General features: G+C 59.1%; 12 protein-coding genes. 5 read left to right on the forward strand and 7 right to left on the reverse strand.

Features of this window, described 5'->3' with window-relative positions:
• Nucleotides 1–91: 91 nt before the first annotated feature.
• The 3 genes from BG457_RS07510 to BG457_RS07520 all read right to left on the reverse strand — a co-directional run bounded on the left by BG457_RS07510 (nucleotide 92) and on the right by BG457_RS07520 (nucleotide 4,124).
• Complete coding sequence (locus BG457_RS07510; RefSeq protein WP_084657532.1) at nucleotides 92–2,095, reverse strand: ABC transporter permease; 2,004 nt, start codon at nucleotides 2,093–2,095, stop codon at nucleotides 92–94.
• Entirely contained in the window at nucleotides 2,095–3,153 is a 1,059-nt protein-coding gene (locus tag BG457_RS07515) for a quaternary amine ABC transporter ATP-binding protein (protein WP_425434916.1), read from the reverse strand. Before BG457_RS07515 ends, BG457_RS07510 begins: the two co-directional genes overlap by 1 nt.
• A 65-nt stretch (nucleotides 3,154–3,218) precedes the next feature.
• A complete protein-coding gene (locus BG457_RS07520; protein ID WP_071796419.1) occupies nucleotides 3,219–4,124 on the reverse strand; it encodes an ABC transporter substrate-binding protein in 906 nt (301 codons plus the stop codon).
• A 181-nt stretch (nucleotides 4,125–4,305) separates the two neighbouring features.
• Here BG457_RS07520 and BG457_RS07525 point away from each other — a divergent pair, with 181 nt between their 5' ends.
• A complete protein-coding gene (locus tag BG457_RS07525; protein WP_071796420.1) occupies nucleotides 4,306–5,010 on the forward strand; it encodes a winged helix-turn-helix domain-containing protein in 705 nt (234 codons plus the stop codon).
• On the opposite strand, the gene BG457_RS07530 is transcribed toward BG457_RS07525, so the two are convergent.
• The gene (locus BG457_RS07530; RefSeq protein WP_175546760.1) at nucleotides 4,991–7,915 is read right to left on the reverse strand and encodes an ATP-binding protein; all 2,925 of its coding nucleotides are present in this window, start codon (nucleotides 7,913–7,915) and stop codon (nucleotides 4,991–4,993) included. The genes BG457_RS07525 and BG457_RS07530 overlap by 20 nt on opposite strands.
• A 142-nt stretch (nucleotides 7,916–8,057) precedes the next feature.
• Between BG457_RS07530 and torT the strand changes: the two genes are divergently transcribed.
• Nucleotides 8,058–9,110, forward strand: a complete 1,053-nt coding sequence (gene torT / locus BG457_RS07535; protein WP_071796470.1) for a TMAO reductase system periplasmic protein TorT — start codon at nucleotides 8,058–8,060, stop codon at nucleotides 9,108–9,110.
• 336 nt (nucleotides 9,111–9,446) lie between these two features.
• Here the strand turns inward: torT and BG457_RS19935 are convergent, their stop codons facing one another.
• From BG457_RS19935 to BG457_RS07550, 3 genes are all read right to left on the reverse strand, one after another.
• Entirely contained in the window at nucleotides 9,447–9,842 is a 396-nt protein-coding gene (locus BG457_RS19935; RefSeq protein ID WP_139257608.1) for a hypothetical protein, read from the reverse strand.
• A gap of 128 nt (nucleotides 9,843–9,970) precedes the next feature.
• Entirely contained in the window at nucleotides 9,971–10,549 is a 579-nt protein-coding gene (locus BG457_RS07545; protein WP_175546761.1) for a hypothetical protein, read from the reverse strand.
• Between the two features lie 13 nt (nucleotides 10,550–10,562).
• Nucleotides 10,563–11,342 carry an AAA family ATPase gene (locus tag BG457_RS07550; RefSeq protein WP_071796424.1) on the reverse strand — a complete coding sequence of 260 codons (780 nt, stop codon included), beginning with the start codon at nucleotides 11,340–11,342 and terminating at the stop codon, nucleotides 10,563–10,565.
• A 345-nt stretch (nucleotides 11,343–11,687) separates the two neighbouring features.
• Between BG457_RS07550 and mobC the strand changes: the two genes are divergently transcribed.
• From mobC to BG457_RS07565, 3 genes are read left to right on the forward strand one after another with little or no spacing between them, the layout of a single operon-like run.
• On the forward strand, nucleotides 11,688–12,329 hold the full coding sequence (gene mobC, locus BG457_RS20425) for a plasmid mobilization relaxosome protein MobC (protein ID WP_071796425.1): 642 nt from the start codon (nucleotides 11,688–11,690) through the stop codon (nucleotides 12,327–12,329).
• Nucleotides 12,319–15,282: an LPD7 domain-containing protein gene (locus tag BG457_RS07560; RefSeq protein ID WP_071796426.1), complete on the forward strand. Its 2,964-nt coding sequence runs from the start codon at nucleotides 12,319–12,321 to the stop codon at nucleotides 15,280–15,282. Before mobC ends, BG457_RS07560 begins: the two co-directional genes overlap by 11 nt.
• A complete protein-coding gene (locus BG457_RS07565; RefSeq protein WP_071796427.1) occupies nucleotides 15,275–17,341 on the forward strand; it encodes a type IV secretory system conjugative DNA transfer family protein in 2,067 nt (688 codons plus the stop codon). Before BG457_RS07560 ends, BG457_RS07565 begins: the two co-directional genes overlap by 8 nt.
• Nucleotides 17,342–17,402: the final 61 nt, after the last annotated feature.

A 17,402-nucleotide genomic window follows, 5' to 3' on the forward strand; every position in this document is an offset into this window, starting at 1 on the left:
CCCTGTTTGGTCCGATTTGGTGCAGCCAGTTTCTTGCAGCAAGGATCTCTCGATCCGAACGCATATCGGTAAGAGGGTCCCACCATGAACATCATGATCTCGCCTCTCTTCTTTCATGGATATTTCTCGACCACCGCATCAACAAATGATCTGCCATCAACCCAAGAAACGCGACTGCAAATCCTAAAGTCAGCCCTTTGCCCACATCGGTTGCCGATAGCGCACGCTGCATTTCCTGCCCCAGATCCTGCGTGCCGATAAATGCGGCGATGATCACCATGAACAAGGCAAACATGGCCGACTGGTTGAAGCCGATAAGAATCGTAGGGAAAGCGAGGGGCAAACGGATGTGGCGCAAGGCTTGCCACCATGTCGTCCCGTTCATCTGTCCTGCCTCGAGAACTTCGGGCTCGATCCCGTTCAGACCTTCAATCGTGTAGCGCACGAGCGGAACACCGGCAAAGACCATGACTGCCGCAAGCACAGCCACATCCGAAACCCCGAACAGCATCACGACAGGAATGAGATAGATGAAGCTTGGGAAGGTTTGCAGCGTATCACAGACCAACAGCATCCTACGCGCCCGCGTCGCATTGCCAGCGCCCCAGACACTGAGCGGCAGACTAACCAAAGCAGCAAGACCGACCGCCGTAAGCACTGTATAGACAGTGATCATGGCGCGGTCCCACCACCCCGTCATCGCGATAGGGATCATGAACGCCAGGCAGATCAAGGCAGAGCGCCGCCCCCCAAGAGCCCAGCCCAGAGCTGCGACAGCGACAAGAATGGCCGTGAAAGGCAACCAGAGTATGGCGTCACGAAATGGTATGAGCACCCATATGATCAGAAACCGCCGGATCGCCTCGGTCACAGGGGCCGCGAGGGTGAGAAACCAGTTGACCGACATGTCAATCACAGGTGCCATCGACAGGGCCTGACTGCGGGTCACTTCATGAAGATAGGGAATCACCTGCGCCACCAACCACGCAACGCTCGCGAATCCAGCCCAGACAAGCCAGAGCCTATGGCGTGCCATCCAATGAGTGCCCGATTCGTGGTGAACCGGTTTTTTAGTCGCCCACGCCTTTGACAAGCGGTCCAGCGTGATAGCAATCAGGACAATCGTTATCCCTATCTCGAAGGCTGGTCCGATGCGCAAGGCCTGCAACATCTGCAACAGCCTTTGGCCAAGACCCGGCATTCCGATGAATGAGGCCAGCACGACCATGGCAAGGCACTGCATGATGACCTGATTGACCCCGAGCAGCAACTCGGATCTGGCAGTTGGCAGCCTGACGCGGGTCAGCAAGGCCCATTGCGATGCACCGTTCATCTTGCCGGCTTCGACAACCTCTTCGGGAACCTTCCGCAATCCGAGCAATGTAAGCCGGATCATAGGCGGCACAGAAAAGATGATCGTTACCACTGCGCCTGCTTTTGGCCCGACGCCGATAAACACCACGACAGGGATCATATAGGCAAAATGAGGCATGGATTGCGCAATGTTCAGAAGCGGGTTCAAAGCGCGCTCAAACCATGACCAGCGCCATGCCGTCACGCCTGTGACCATACCGATCAGCACCGACAATGGTGCGGCGACCACGATGACCGAAAGAGTTTCCATCGCCCAGCGCCACTGGCCCATGACGGCAATCCAGACCAGCGTCCCACCTGACAGGACCGCGAGCTTCCAGCCGCCCAGCGCGTAGCCCAGAATTGCAAAACTGATCGCAAGGACGCTCCACGGAATTGGACCGAGATGTGGCCAGCGGTTCCGCCCGTAGAGCAGATTTCCCGTGACATCGAGACACCATTCGATCCCGTCAGCAATCGTCCGTGTGATAGAGAGCAAACCAAGATCGTAACGCAGGAAATCAAAAACCGCATTAATCCATGCTGCGAAGGGAAGGATCATCCAATCAGGCGGCCGTATCATTCCAACCGGTAAAAGTATTTTCCCGGCGGCCAGACACAGGGCCAGAACCAAAAGCACCTTCCACCCCGACAGTTCCGCTGTCGCAATGGCAATTCCTCCGGTCCGAGGCGTGGGCGCAGGCTGCGAAAAGCCGGATGCGTCTGCTTTCAGATCCGACATCACTGTGCCTCGCCCAGCAAGAGATCAAGCGCTTGGGTTCGATTCAGCGATCCAATGATGTGTCCTTGGGAATCCGCAACCGGGATCAAGGCACGTGTCTCGGCGACAAGCCTGCGGGAGAGTGCACGGATTGTCACATCTGATGCCACAGGCGCGCCCTCGACAATGCTGCCATTTAGCGGTGTGCACAGAGCGCCTGCGTGAACCACCCGGGCCCGGTCAATGCCTTGCGTGAAGCGCGCCACATAGTCGGTCGCGGGCTGTAGAACAATCCGATCCGGTGTGTCACATTGTTCGATCGCACCATTCTTCATGATTGCAATCCGGTCCGCCAAGCGCAAGGCTTCATCGAAATCATGTGTTATGAAGACGATCGTTCGGTCCGACAACTGCTTCAGGCGCAGGAATTCATCCTGCATCTCGCGTCTTATGAGCGGGTCCAGCGCCGAGAAAGGTTCATCCAGAAACCAGATATCTGGCTCAATCGCAAGGCTTCGCGCAATTCCGACGCGCTGTTGCTGCCCACCAGACAATTCGCGCGGATAGTAGTCCTCTCGTTCAGCCAGGCCCACCAGAGCGAGCACCTCGCGCGCGCGCGCGATCCTGGCGCTGCGGGACTGCCCGCGCATCTCCAGCGGAAAGGCGACATTTTCGAGGACAGTTCGATGGGGCAACAGCCCGAAGCTCTGGAACACCATCCCCATCTTTTCTCGCCGCAAAGCGATCAGATCGCGCTCGGACAACGACCCGATATCCTGCCCGTCGATCTTGATCACGCCGTCAGTCACGTCGACAAGGCGTGACAGGCAGCGCACCAACGTTGATTTGCCTGAGCCGGACAGTCCCATCACCACCAGCATTTCGCCGCGCTTCACCCGAAGGGTCACATCTCGTACTGCAACAACATGGCCATCCGAACCCGCCGAAGGCTCCTGTTTCAGCGTTCGTGCATGTGCAACCGGATTGGGTCCGAAGACTTTCCAGACATTGCAGCATTCGATAGCGGGTTCAGACATGGCGGACTCCTTTTGAATTTTTTCTTCTGTGTGGCAGAGCATGTTTGCCACACAGATAAGGCAGCATCAGGCAGGACGGGTGAACATGGGATCGATTGCGACCCCGCTTAGTTCACCCAGGGTTGCCAGACGTCCTGATTTTCTTCCATCCAGGCTGTCGCCGCATCTTCTGGATCAAGACCTTCGATATCGACAAGCCGGGCCATTTCGGCAATCTGGGCGTTGTTAAAGCTGACCCGTGTAAGAACATCGTAGGCTCCGGGCCATTTTTCCGGCATGCCATCCCAGGCTGCAATCTTCAGATAGCCGTCGGCCGGGTTGCCGCAGGCTTTGCAGCCTTCTTCCCAAGCTGGAAATTCCACGAACTCGCCCGGCCAGACAGCTTCGGCGAAATTGGGCGTCCAGTTGAAGAGAACGATTGGGGTGTTAGTGCGCTCGGCGGCGGCCACCTCTGCCCAGAGGGCTGCAGCGGAACCGGCATTCACAACGGCGAAGTTCAGATCAAGAGCTTCGACCCGGATGTGATCATTTTTGAGCCAGTCAACCGGACCGCCAAGGAAACGTCCGCGATCGCCGGTTTCTGGAGTCGCAAACATTGCCGCGCACTCGTTGAGAGCCTGCCAGTCGGGCAAGCCGGGGCAAGCTTCTTTTGTCCATGTCGGATACCACCAATCTTCGCGGGTCACGGCGTCATGGACGGCTGCAGCGTGGATACCGCCACGCTCGCGCGCAGCATCAAAGGATGCGGCGAATGCGCCCTCCCACACTTCGACCTGCAAATGAACATCGCCCAGACGCACGGCCTCATATACGGACTGACTGTCGGCAGAGACAAACTCTACAGAATTCCCCAAAGATTCGAACATCTGACCGACGATATGGCTCATCACGATCTGGCTGGACCAGTTGTGGATCGGAATGATGATCGGATCAGACGAGTCGGCCGCTAATGCGGGTGACGTGGTAATCGCCATGGTGGCGACACCAATCAATAGGAAAGCACGATGTTTCATTTCTGCATATCTCCCATGTGTGGCTGTTCTGATGTCCAGATGTTCTTTTAATCGGCCACTGGTGTCTGGCCGTAAGCTGAGTCGTAAATGCGGGTTATGAACAAGTAAGGCCGAAGCCGTGAACGAACTCGACAGGTTTGTTACAAGATGTTAACAACGGAGCAGATGGAGAGGTTGACAGGTGAGCACAGAACGCGCGCATATCGTCCTGATTGAGGATGAACCCGTTACGCGTGAGGCTTTGGCAAGCTATCTTGAGGGCTTCGGTCACAGGGTCTCTGCATTCTCAGAGTCCGGGCCTGCAGAGAAATGTATGGAAGAAAATGGTGCGGATCTGCTCATTGTCGACATCAATCTGGCGGGCAAAGACGGGCTCGAGATAACCCGTGAGCAGAGGGTCAAATCCGAGATAGGGATCATTCTTCTGACCGGACGCACAGACGATATCGACCGTATCGTCGGCCTTGAGCTTGGCGCAGATGACTATGTGTGCAAGCCATTCAACCGGCGCGAACTTGCAGCGCGCGTGAAGAATTTGTTGCGACGCACCAGTGCAAGGCATGTCTCACCCCGGAAAATAATAAAATTCAAAGGCTTCTCGCTCGATGTATTTTCACGCCAGCTTATAGACCCTGCTGGCCAACCTCTGGCATTGACGCGTGCGGAGTTCGAGTTGCTGCGCTTATTGGCGAACTCGCCGGGTCAGGTCATGCACCGCGAGCGCCTAGCCACCTCGCTGCCGCATCGACATGACGACATCAGCCTACGCACAGTTGATGTCCTGATCCGACGATTGCGCATGAAACTCGACGACGACCCGCGTGCGCCTGCCATTATCGGAACATCTCACGGCGAGGGATATTTTTTCATCCCTCATCCGAACTAGGGGCGGTCAAACTCTCGATATCCTGGTTCAGTTTTCTCCTCGCCGCTTCGGCAGCTGCAGGCAGCGCGGCCAGTATCTTTTTTATGGCCACCATGTCTTGGCTTTCAGCTGCGCGGTTCAGATCGGCGATGAGGTCACGAAATGCGGGCAGATTAAAGTTATCTGCAGCCCCCTTCAGTTGATGAACAGCGCGTTGCAGCATCGCAATGCTCTCACTCTGCGCTGCATCCGTGACCGCACTGAGCGCTGGGTCGAGATTTGCCAAGAAAAGATGTGCCATTCGAATTGCCTTTTCTGGCCCAAGATCATTGGCAATTGTCTCAATGGCTGTCGGAGCCTTTGAAGACACAGTATCGTTGACTATACTGCTGTTCTGAAACTGAAAAATCGCCTCGGATTCTTGGAGCGTATACCGCAACGCTCTGACCAGGCCCTCAGGGGTGACCGGCTTGGGAATCATCGCGTTCATGCCCGCAGCTTTGCAGTTCTCCAGGTCACGGTCCTGAACATGTGCTGAAACACCAATGATCGGTATATCGGCTTGTGGCTGCGTCCCAAGTGATCTGATCTGACGCGTTGCCTCAAGCCCTGAAAAGTCAGGCAGGTTCACATCCATCAGCACAATGTCATAAACGCCCCGAGATGTGAACGCGACGGCATCAGCGCCGGTCGCAACCGTATCCCAATCACACCCGGCAGCATCAAGGAAGCTCTCCATAACCTTCTGGTTTACAACATTATCCTCTACAATCAAAAATCTTAGTGGCCGACTGATGCCCAAACTTTCAGCAATCACGAACTCGTGAAAACTGGGGTCATCCAAGGCATCCAGTGTCGGACTGTTCCTTGCCGCCTCTTCAAGTGACATCGTGATCTGAAAAGTGCTGCCCTTTCCTGGCTCGCTGCTGACAGTAATCTCGGCATCGATCATTTCCGCCAGACGCTTGCAAATCGTAAGGCCAAGCCCCGTGCCACCAAACTTATGCGCCGTGTCAAGGTCTTCCTGACTGAAAGGCTCAAAAATCCGATCTTGCGCATCGTGGCTTATACCATGGCCCGTATCAATAACGCGCAGGCAGACATCGAAGCGCCCAGAATCATTTGTATCATTTCGCCGAACACAATCCGCAACGAGTGTAACCCCCCCGTTTTCGGTGAACTTGATGGCATTTGAAACCAGATTGAACAGGATTTGTCGAAGTTTGCCGGCATCCCCAAACATGGGCGGCATAGCTGCAGCATTTCCCTCTAGCAGAAGCGATAAACCCTTCTCTTCCGCAACCGGCGTCATCAGCAAGATGATATCACTCATCAGGGCATTGAGATGAAACGGCGTGCGCTCCACCTCAACAACACCAGCATCCAGCTTGAGCATGTCAAGCAGGCTGTTGAGGATATCCATTAAACCGTTGCCTGAGGCGATGGCAGCGCGCAACCAGGACTTCTGCCGGGCGGTCAGCGCGTCGCGCGAGAGACTGCGCAGCATTCCCAGAACCCCGTTCATAGGTGTGCGGATTTCGTGGCTCATGACGGCGAGAAATTCGGATTTGGCGCGATCAGCAGCCTCGGCGCGCGCGCGCGCGGCATCGTGGGCTTCGACCTCTTGGCGAAGCTGGTTGGTCTGCTCATCGACCAACTGCTGCAATTCATTCCGATGCCTCCACAGTTCTTGGAGCATCCGTTCGCGATCTGCCTCGAGCTTGCGGTTGACGTCCGCCTGACGTCGGAAAACGCCAACTGCACTCTCCAGTCGCGATACTTCGTCACCGACCGGAAAGGCAATCTCAGCACTCCCTGAGCCCTCAGCCAGTGACAGCATGTCGCCGGTAAGTGCATCCAGCCTCCGCGAGAGGCTGCGATATACATAGAGCCACATGACAAGCACGGACAGGACCACCGATAAGGTGGCGCCCCACGCATAAAGCAGTTGCATGTTGGCGATACTGGCCTTTGCAGTCACACCCGCGAATGCGGCGCGGCCTTCAATCTGGTCGGCCAATTGTTCTGCCTGCAGATCAAGTATGTTGGCGGCCGCGCGCAGCGCATTCTGCGCTTCATCGAGTCGCGGCTGAATTTCCAGCACCGCGCGCGCCGCCTCGAATAGACTATCGGCCATTGGCGGCCCTTCACTTGCAGAATAGATTGACGAAACAAGCGTCCTAGCCTGCCGTGCCCTGCTGGGATCCTGAATGTTCAGGATGCGGCGGATCACGATTTCTGTTCTGCGCTGAACTTCGGTATGCACAAACAACAGATCGTCAATATCGGTCAAGGTCGGCAGCCGACTCAGTAGTAACCCGATCTCGGCAGCATGTGATCGCAGATCGAGCATAAGACGAAACTGGAACAGATCCACCTCGATCAGTCTGTCCAACATTTCAAACCGGGTTTCGCGCATCATCTCACCGGAGTCAAAATCATAGAGATGAACCGCTATTGCGACCGCGCTCGTCTCTGCATTTGCGACCAGTGTGTCGGCAATCTCCAGCAGTTCGGTCGTGGCCTGCAATGCTCCATTAAGCATCTGCTCGCGGCGCGCCAGAGCATCAAGTCGCAATCGTACCAACTTGTCGATCGCCTCGATATTCTTGCGTAATTCCTTCTCGGCGTTCATCAGCGCTACGGGCGCTTCACCGCCGGATTGCGCATAACTGGACAATAGATCGGACAAGCCATCCACCTGCTGTCGCAGATTTCTGGCCAGTTGATTGCGACCTGCCTCTGTTGTCACCGCTGCCATCTCAGGTGCGATCGAGACGGCCCTGCTCGTGTAACGGACAATACCTCGTACGAGCGAGATCGCCGGAATCGCCTCATCGACAACCACAGTCTGGTTATGCGCCACATCACGCAGTTCGAACCAGCCAAGGGCTCCCATGACGATAGGTGCGCCAGTAATCAACATGAATGCTACCAGCAACTTTCGTCCAAGACTGACCGTCCGTTGATTTGACATTTCATTCACTCACGATGACAGTGCAGTGGGTAAACCAGCGGAGATAGCGTTGAGCATAGCCAGATGCAGCTTGGGTGTGTTTGCCGTCCTGATGGCCATAATCGGGCAATCAATAGCGTGGGCGAGCGATGACTTATGGCTACTGGAACGTCCAGCAATCCGCAGTGATGGTAGGACGCAGACCGTTCCGTTTGAGTACCAGCCCTTGTCTCGGGCCCAAAAGGCATGGAATCTCTGCATATTGTATCCGCATCTCAAAGACGATTACTGGCTGAGCGTAAATTACGGTATGTATGTAGAGGCCAAACGTCTAGGCGTATCCTTCATCTTGAACGAAGCAGGCGGTTACCCCAACGAGACGCGTCAGATGGAGCAATTGATCCATTGCGCACAGTCAGATGCAGATGCGATTGTTCTAGGAACAGTCACCTTTGATGGACATCTTGCGGAGGTCCAGCAGGCTTCAAAGAGAAAGCCGATTATTGCGGTCGTGAATGACATTGATGCAGAGGGCATTGTGGCAAAATCCGCAGTGTCGTGGATTGAGATGGGTGCCGCAGCCGGGCGGTTTCTGGCTGAGCGTCATCCAGCGGGCGCACCGGAAGCTGGCGTTGCGTGGTTTCCCGGACCATCCGGAGCAGGATGGGTGGATTTCATAGATCAGGGCTTCCGCCAAGCTATCGCCGAAAGCTCGGTCAAAATACATGGTACCTATCACGGTGACACGGGACGTGAGGAGCAAATCCTTCTCGTGGAGCAGGCGCTGGGGGAAAATTCGTCTGTTAATTATCTCGTGGGGAGCGGCCCGATGGCTGAGGTCGCCGTGTCGATTTTGCGCGCTCGGGGTCTCACAAACGAGATCGGCATCGTCTCGACATACATGAGCCACGGTGTTTTTCGTGCCCTGCAACGGGGTCGGATACTGGCTGCGCCTACCGACTTTGCAGTCTTGCAGGGAAGGTTAGCCATCGAGATGTCTGTACGTGCATTGGAAAAGAACCTGAAAGTGCCCGTAGCAGGTCCAGCGATCATATTAATGACACCGGAGAACATCGGGAAAATGAGAAGCGAAGACTCACTGGCTCCAGCAGCGTTCACCCCAGTCTTTGCATGGCAGGGCGCGCGTTCAGAATACTCTCGATAAACGCCCTCACATGGCATTTAGGCTACTGAAGGCGAACCAGCCGACAGCACCTGCGGCACCTCAAGCTGGCCGAGTGTCCGCCTTCTGGTGGGTGATCATGTGCAAGCCCTGCAAGCGGGGCCGGGCTGCTGCAGCTTTGCTCTGAGCCCGACCGCGCCTGCTCCCTGCCCCAAGGCGCGGCGAAGACTGTCTCATGCTGACCCAGCCCCTCGGCCCACGGGGGCATGGTCGCATGCACGGCCAGGTCTCAGCCCTGCGGGGCTGCATCCCTCTTGCAAGGCGGGCGGTGGACCTCGAGCTTCGTGGCTGGTGCTGCGCGCGCCCCGCGCATTGTCTTCAACTGGCGGTGTCGGACGGCGCGTCTCGCTTGAGTTTCGGCTCCGATCGCAGCTTTGCGATCTGCGGGGCGGCACCACCGATCATGACGTGCTGATGCTTGATCGTGAGCTCCAGCGTCATGCGCGAATTATCGGCCATGTCGAGCACCGCCTGAGACACTTGTATCGCGGCAATTTCCCCGAGACCCAGAAATGCGGCGAACAAGGCCAACCACATCACGGTTGATCTTGGCAGGTGTACGAATGGAGCGATGGCCCCTCTGCTGTCCTGGCCGGACAAGAATGCTGCGATGAAGATCACCACTGCGACCACAATCTGCAAGATGCAAAGCACTGTCAATATCTCGAAGTAAAACCGGGCTGTTGAATACTTCGGGCGTGGTAGATCGCTCACGTTTGCGTTCCTTCTCAAGGTTGTTTTCCTGAGGAGCAATTTGATCCCGGATAAAACTTGGGCGGTTGCTCAGCGCCGAGGCGTGGCAACAGCGCGCGAGAGAACCTCCCGCGCGCTCGCCAGCGGCCTCAAACCTCGCCCTCGACCCTGGCGATGGCCTTGTCCAGAGCGTCGATCCACTGGCGCTGGATCTGGCCTGCGACCAGTTCGGATGGTTTCAGCGCCCCGAAATCCCGCGCGTCTCGGGAAATGTCGGCGAGCAGCGATGCGGGCAATTTGATGCGCTTGCGATGCACATGCGCACGCCACCAGATGTAGGGCTCGGGCTTTTGATAGTGCGGCACGAAGACAAGGGCGTCGTTGAACTGCTGCCACGCCAAGCGGAACAGGATCGCGATCTCCACACCCTGCGCCCGCAAGGCGTGGAGGCACTCTGCATGGCGCTGCAGGGGATGCAGCGCGAGCCAAATGGTAACGGCGTCGTCGCAAGGGGCAAGACCGGCTGCGACGGGATCTTTTTCCCGCGCCTGCCGCAGGGCCGTGCTTTTGCGCGGGGCAGGCCTGTCGAGGGTGCCAGCGGCTAAAGGCATTGCCACCCCACTCTCTTCCCGGGCCTTCTCTTTTGGGAGCGCGTCAATCGGTTCTGGCGCGCTCAGGGGCTTGATGGCCCTGCCCATCTCGGGATCAACCCCGCGGACAGTGAGCATGGGGCGACTGCGATCAGGCATGCGCGGCCTCAGGCTTGAAAGACACGCCACTATCCGCGGCCAGCAATTCGTTCAGCACATAGGTGGCCTCTTGCAGCGCTTCCTCGAACCGGATCGCCTGTCCGCGCTTCAAGACATTGACGTCCTCGCGCATCCGGCGCGCAATCTCGCCCAAGAGCCCGGTCTCATCCATGTCCTGATAGGCCGGACGCAGCCGCAGCGCATAGGAGAGGGGTTTGAGCTTTTGCGCGACGGTCAGCAGGTGCTGCTGCTCGGTCTGCCGCAGCTTAGATTCCCCGCTGCGTGTCCTGGAATCGAACTTGGTGATGACCGAACAGTATTTCGGCAGAAGCTCTGGCTGATCGACACGATCCGCCAGGCGCTGATACCAGGCAAAGGATTTGAGGCTGTCCTCCACATCGGTGCGCGCGAGGATCACAGGGGCGACGATGATCTGCACCTGTGCGGCTATGGTATCCGCCCAGACACCCCCACCGCCTTGGGTGTCGATGATGATGAAATCCACCGCAGCTTCCTCAAACGCCTCGTCGAGCATGATATTGAGAGCATCCATATCCAGCGTTTCCTTGCAGGACATGAGAGGCGAGCCAAAGCCCGCCGCTTCCGCGCGCATCTGCCATGAGATGAGCGCGCGGTTGGGATCGGTGTCGATCAACAGCACGCTTTTGCCTGCATGCACGATGGCAGAGGTGAGGGCGCGCACCAAAGTGGTTTTGCCGATCCCGCCCTTGCGGTTCATGGCGGCGATCAGGATCGGTGTTTTTGCGCTCACGCTGAAATCTCTCTTTGCTGAAACATGATATGCAGCGCGGGATATCCGGGCGCTGCAAAAGCTTGAGCGGCGCAGGTAGCACACGCAAAAGTAGATTGACAAGCACGCTTGATCGCACGCCTGCACAATCGCACACACGCACACTCCCACGGCAGCACACACCCCCGCATGCACCTGCGCACGCAAGTTGCCATGCACGCATACCCGCACGCTGCCATGCAGACACCCACACATAACATATTGCAAAATAACATACAAAATGAGCTTACCCGCTCAATCGCGGTTGACGCAAAGCTCTGCCCGAGACTAGAAGCAGGGACGATTGGTGTGAGGGATTGGCAGGAAATGAATAATGATAACACACACCAAAAAAGGAACGCGACCACAACCAAGGCGAAAGCAAGGCTGAGCGCGCAGCAGCGTGCGGTCATCATCGCCGAGAAGCAGAGCGGCACTGGCACAAAGGCGCTTGCAGGCCGCTATGGGGTGTCGGAGCAGACCATTCGCAACATCACGCGCGACCACAAGCTGGCCCGGGCGCAGGCCAAATCAGAGAGCGCGATGGTGGCCGCCCGTGTCCCCGTTATGGATATCCGGGTCTTCGAGGGGGTGATTTCGCGCCTTGGGGTTGATCAGAAATCGACCGCGCTGCGCGCATTTGTCCGCCACCCAAGCGGCTTTCTGACTGCGGATGCGGAGCTGGCAGAGGCAGTTGGTGCGATGCGCCGCGAATTGTCAGCGATCGGGTCAAACCTCAATCAGATCGCGCGACGGCTGAACGACCCGCGTTTGCAGCCCAGAGACCGCAAACTGAGCAAGCGCGATGCAGAGGTGCTGCGCGACTTGCGCGATGCCGTCACCAGCACGCGGGAGCATCTGGCCGTGCTCTGGGGCAAGAAAGCACGCAGGCGCGATGCGGCCTTCCGGGCGATCCTGGGCGAAGCCCTTGTCGGGGATACGAGCCCGGAGGTGGCGCATGGCGGGTAAGCCGGATGCTGTGAGCGCGGCCATGGGGACGCTGTTCGACGAGGGCTGGACGCGAGGCCCGGGCGGGCGGGGCGATGAGCCTGCGCCCAAGTCTTTCGGGCGTCGCCTCGGGGCCACGCGCAGCTATCAGCATATGGCGCGGGCGGCGGCGGGTAACCGGGCGGTCGTGGTCAAGCTGGTGCGCGGGGGCGGGTGCCATGACAGCCGCCAGCTTGGCAACCAGCTCGATTATCTGATGAGCAAGGCCGACCGGGTCTTTGACTCACAGGGCACATTCGAGCAGCGCGGGCCGCTGACTGCGGATGAGGCGCGCGAGGCCGCGACGCGCTGGAGCGAGAGTTGGGAGGGCATGACCTCGTCGGGCCAGACCGCGCATCTGATCCTGTCCTTCCCGCAAGACACCGACAGCCGCGATGTGGAAGTGATCACCGAGCGCTTCTGCGAGCGCATGTTCGAGGGGCAGTTCGACTATATCGCGGCCACGCATAGCGACCGCGCGCATCCGCATGCGCATATCGTCGTCAACCGGCGCGGAGAGGATGGTACTCTGTTCACCCTGCGCGCTGGCACGGATCACAGCTATGAGGCCTATAAGGACACACTGGTCGAGCTGGGCCAGTCCTATGGTGTGGCACTGGAAGCCACCAGCCGCTTGCAGCGCGGGATTATCCATCGTGCCCCCACAGATGCCGAGTATCGCCGCGGCCGGACCACTGAGCGCCCCCGGATCGGGGCGGATCTGGACTATGCCCGCGCGCAGATCGCCCGCCATGCCGAGAGTTATTCGGCACTGGCCGCGCATGCACGCGGGATCGAGGCCATCGATCATGCCCGGTTCACCCGGGGCGAGATCGCCTCTTACACGCGTCTGTCCGATCTTGCCCAAAACCTTCAGCGCGCGGCCAGCGATCTCGCTTCCGGGCGCAGCATTCATCCCCATACTTACGGAGCCATCCCCATGTACCAACAAGAGCGCTTCACTCAGGCGCTGGAGCGCCTCGATGCTGTCGTGGCGCAGGCTGAAGACCGGATTGCGGCAGCCGTGCCGGGCGAGCGTCCGCGAGAAGAAGCCCGTCTCAGCGATGCACTGTCAAAGCTCGACGCCCTGCTGCCTGCAGAGGCGCGGGATCAGGAGCTGAGCGCGCCACCCAGCGAAGCGGGCATTTATGCCGCCCAAAACGCAGCCATCGCGATGGAGCATGTCGCGCGGGTTGGTGAAGGGCGGATACGCGGGGCGGTTGAGGGCAGCGGGATCAGCAGTGACACGCTGATGGCACGGCTGCGCGAAGGCGCGCCGACTGCATCGCTGGAGCAGGATTGGCTGATGGATGATCTGCGCAGCGTGGCCGAATACCATGGGCTCGATCTGTCAAAGCAGGACGATCTCGACCGCGCACTGGAAGAGGTGGACCGCGTGCATGACCGGATCGGGGATGATGTCGGCCTCGATCTGACGCCCGCGCAGCGCGAGGCGCTTGAGGAAAAGACGTCGCAGAATATCCAGGACGCGATCACGGCCTTGCGCCGTGAGGGGCTTGACAGGGCATCGATCTCGTCGCGCGCGTTCGACATCGAGGATCAGGCGCGGGCAGAGGCAAGGGCCGAAGTTCTGGGCGTTGCGCGCACGCAACCGCAACAGCTTGCAGGCACAGAGGCCGCAGTTCAGCCTATGTTGCAGGCAGATCGTGCCGGACAGCAGACAGTGGACACGGCCAAAGGCCCCCAGGCTGACGGTAATCAGGTGGCGCGCGATACGGCAGCAGGCGAGGCCTCGGCCGAAAGTATCGCGCCTGCGCGCCGCGGGATCGATCCGCTGGACACTCCATCCTCCTATTTTGAGCGGTTCGTCGTGACCAAACAGGGCGACCGTCAGGAATTCTACCGTCATTACGATGACGCGCGTGCGGCCATTATTGATACGGGGCACACGCTCAGCACCAAGGCTGCCGACAAGGCGACCGCGCTCGACATGGCGGGTCTCGCAGCGCATCGCGGCTGGGAATCGATGAAGGTCACAGGCCCGCAGGATTTCCGGCGCGAGATGTGGATCGAAGGGGTGGCCAAGGGCATCAAGGTCGAAGGCTACAAGCCCAATGAGCGCGATATCGAGGAAGCGGCACGGCGCAGTGACATGGAACGCCCGCGCAGTCTGCAGCGGACAGATGGGCCGTTGAACGACAGAGCGGTCTCCGAGCCGCGCGACCTGTCTCAGGATCGGGGAGCTCCTGTTGCCGCCAGCATATCTAGCGACAAGGTCGATTACAGTCAGGGTGTGCGCGGCACAGTGCTTGCGCAAGGCACGCGGCCCTATCTCGATCGCCCCGGCGCGGCGGAGTCGCCCTATGTGCGCTTGCAACTGCCCAATGGCCGCACCCATGATGTCTGGGGCATGGGAGTGACCAAGGCGCTGGCGGATCGGGGCGTTTCAGTGGGCGACACATTCACCCTGTCTTCAACCCGCTCCGAGCCTGTGACCATCACCACGCGTGATCCCGTGACCAATGAGCTGGTCGAGAAGCAGGGCAGCCGCCGGACATGGGAGGCGCAGGATATCCAGCGCGGAAGTGGGACTGAGACAGGCACGGACACGGGAACAGGCACAGGCCTAAGGGCAAGCGCTGGCGCTGCTGCAACGGCTGCTGCCGCCACAGGCCTCCTTATCACCTCGAAATCCGATCTCGCGAAACTGCCCGCGCCCACGGACGCGAAGCGCGCCGAGGCCTATCGCGAGGCTGTGGAGGAACGTCTGACCCCCGACGAGATCGCACGCCTCAAACAGGGCGATATCTCGGGGCTCGAAGGTGTGGGCTCGCGCGAAGACCAACTCTCGGTTGCGCGCGAATATCTCAAGGCCGAGGGCAATTCGCCCCAGGCCCTGCGCCAGGTCAGTGAAGAGTGGTTTGACGAACGCGCTGCCAATGCCGCGCAAGAGCGGGGACTCGAGCATGATTAAGACACGCATTCTTGCTGGGCTTGGCCTTTTTGCCGCTCTCGGACTGGCGCTGGCCTATATCCTGGCCACGGGCTATCTGGCGCTCAAACTCACCGGCAGTGCTGCCACGCTCGATTGGGGCCTGCTCCTCCAGAACTGGCAGGCGATCCGGCTGCGCCACCCAGACCTCTGGCAGGTGATCGGGCTGATCTTTCTGTTCGCCACGCTGGGCAGCTTGCTCCTGGGCTCCTTCGTCGTCCATGAAGGCCTGACGCGGTTCGGCGAGACCCATTGGCAGTCGAAAGCCGAGCTGAAGCGCAACGGCTTCTTTGAGAAACCCGGGCGCGGGTTTCTGCTGGGCAAGATGGGCAAGCCAAAATCATCGGCGAAGTTCCTCTGCTCGACCAGCTTCCCGCATTGTCTGGTCGTAGCCCCCACCGGGCGCGGCAAGGGCACGGGCTTCGTGATCCCGAACCTGCTGTGCTTTGTCGGATCCGCCGTGGTGCTCGATGTGAAGGGCGAGAATTTCGACAAGACCGCACGCAAGCGCCGCGCGCGCGGTGACAAGGTCTGGCGCTTTGCCCCGGTCGATTGGGAGCGCCCCACCCATCGCTACAACCCGCTGCAGCGCATCGCGGCCCTCTCCAATCCCGATCAGCGCCAGATGGAGTTGCGCAAGACTGCCAATCTCTTCCTGCAGGCCGATGGTGAGAATGCCAAGGGCCTGCTGGAGGGCGGCATCGATCTGTTCGTCGCCTGCGGAATCCTCGCCATGGAACGCGGCGAGCCCACCATTGGCGAAATCTACCGCCTTGCTTCCTCAGGGGGTGACAAGACCAAGCAATATGCAGGCTATGCGGGCGAAGTGCGCAGCGCGCCTGCAAAGCTGATCTTCGAGCGGCTGGCCTCGACCAATGACCGCACGCTGACCTCGTATTTGTCACTCCTGATGACCTCAGGCCTCAGCGCCTGGGACAACCCGACGATTGACCGCGCGACCTCCGTGTCGGATTTCGATTTCTCAACCTTCCGGCGCAAACCGCAGACGGTCTATCTTGTGGTCTCTCCCGACAATATCAAACCGCTGGCCCCGCTCATCCGGCTCTTCTTCTCGGATCTGATCGCCTGTCTTCAGGATCATGAGCCGGGCGCGGAAGAGCCCTGGCCTGTGATGATCCTGCTCGATGAGTTCGACCGGCTGGGCAAGATGCCGATCGTGGCCGAGAGCATCAAGACGCTGCGCTCTTATGGCGGGCATCTGGCGATCATCACCCAGACCATCCCCGCGCTCGATGAAATCTACGGCGAAAACACGCGCCTGTCGCTGCAAGGCGGCGCAGGGGTCAAGCTCTATATGACCCCTTCGGAAAAGCGCACCGTCACTGAGGTCAGCGAAGCCACCGGCATGACCACCAAGCGCGTGGTGTCGAAATCCCGTTCCATAGGGCGCGGTATGTTCGACACCAATGTCAGCGAACGGACTGAGGAACGCCCGCTGCTGACCGAGGATGAGGCCGCGCGGCTCAGCCTTGATGACATCATTCTCGTGATTGATGGCCAGCACCCGGCGCGCGCCAAGCGGATCAAATACTATGAGGACGCCAAGCTGCGCCATCTCTTCGAGGGGCAGAGCGGCGACTATCCCCTGCCGCTTGGGGGCAAGCTGAATGCACAGGACGCCGCCGAGATCGATGATCGCGTGGCAGCCATCGTGCAGCGGCGGACCGAAGGCATGATCGCGGCGCGGCGAGTTGGCACGGGAAGTGAGGCCGCGTCAGAAAGCACCGTTACGAAGCCATTGCTGCGCAGACGATCCCGAGCGAGCGTGTCACTTCTGACAGGTCTGCTCGATACATCAGGCTTCGATGCGGCAAAGGCACCAAGGCGCCTGCCTCTCTCTGTTCAGAGACCTGTCAATGCCAGGCATACCCCTGAGATCCAGATATCGCATCGCCGACGCATGAGCAGCTCCGTCATGGCCAAAGCGCAGCTCATCACCCCGACGCTCGAGAACTGCGTGGCTGTCGAAAGCATAACCGCGGAAATCGAGATGATCCGGAAGCAGGGCAAGGCCGCGTGAAGGGACGCGCGAGGTGAAATCTGCGCTGCTGGTGGCACAATCGCCGCAGGGCGACTTTGCT

It is taken from the genome of Natronohydrobacter thiooxidans, from assembly GCF_001884735.1.
Taxonomy (GTDB): Bacteria; Pseudomonadota; Alphaproteobacteria; order Rhodobacterales; family Rhodobacteraceae; genus Roseinatronobacter; species Roseinatronobacter thiooxidans_A.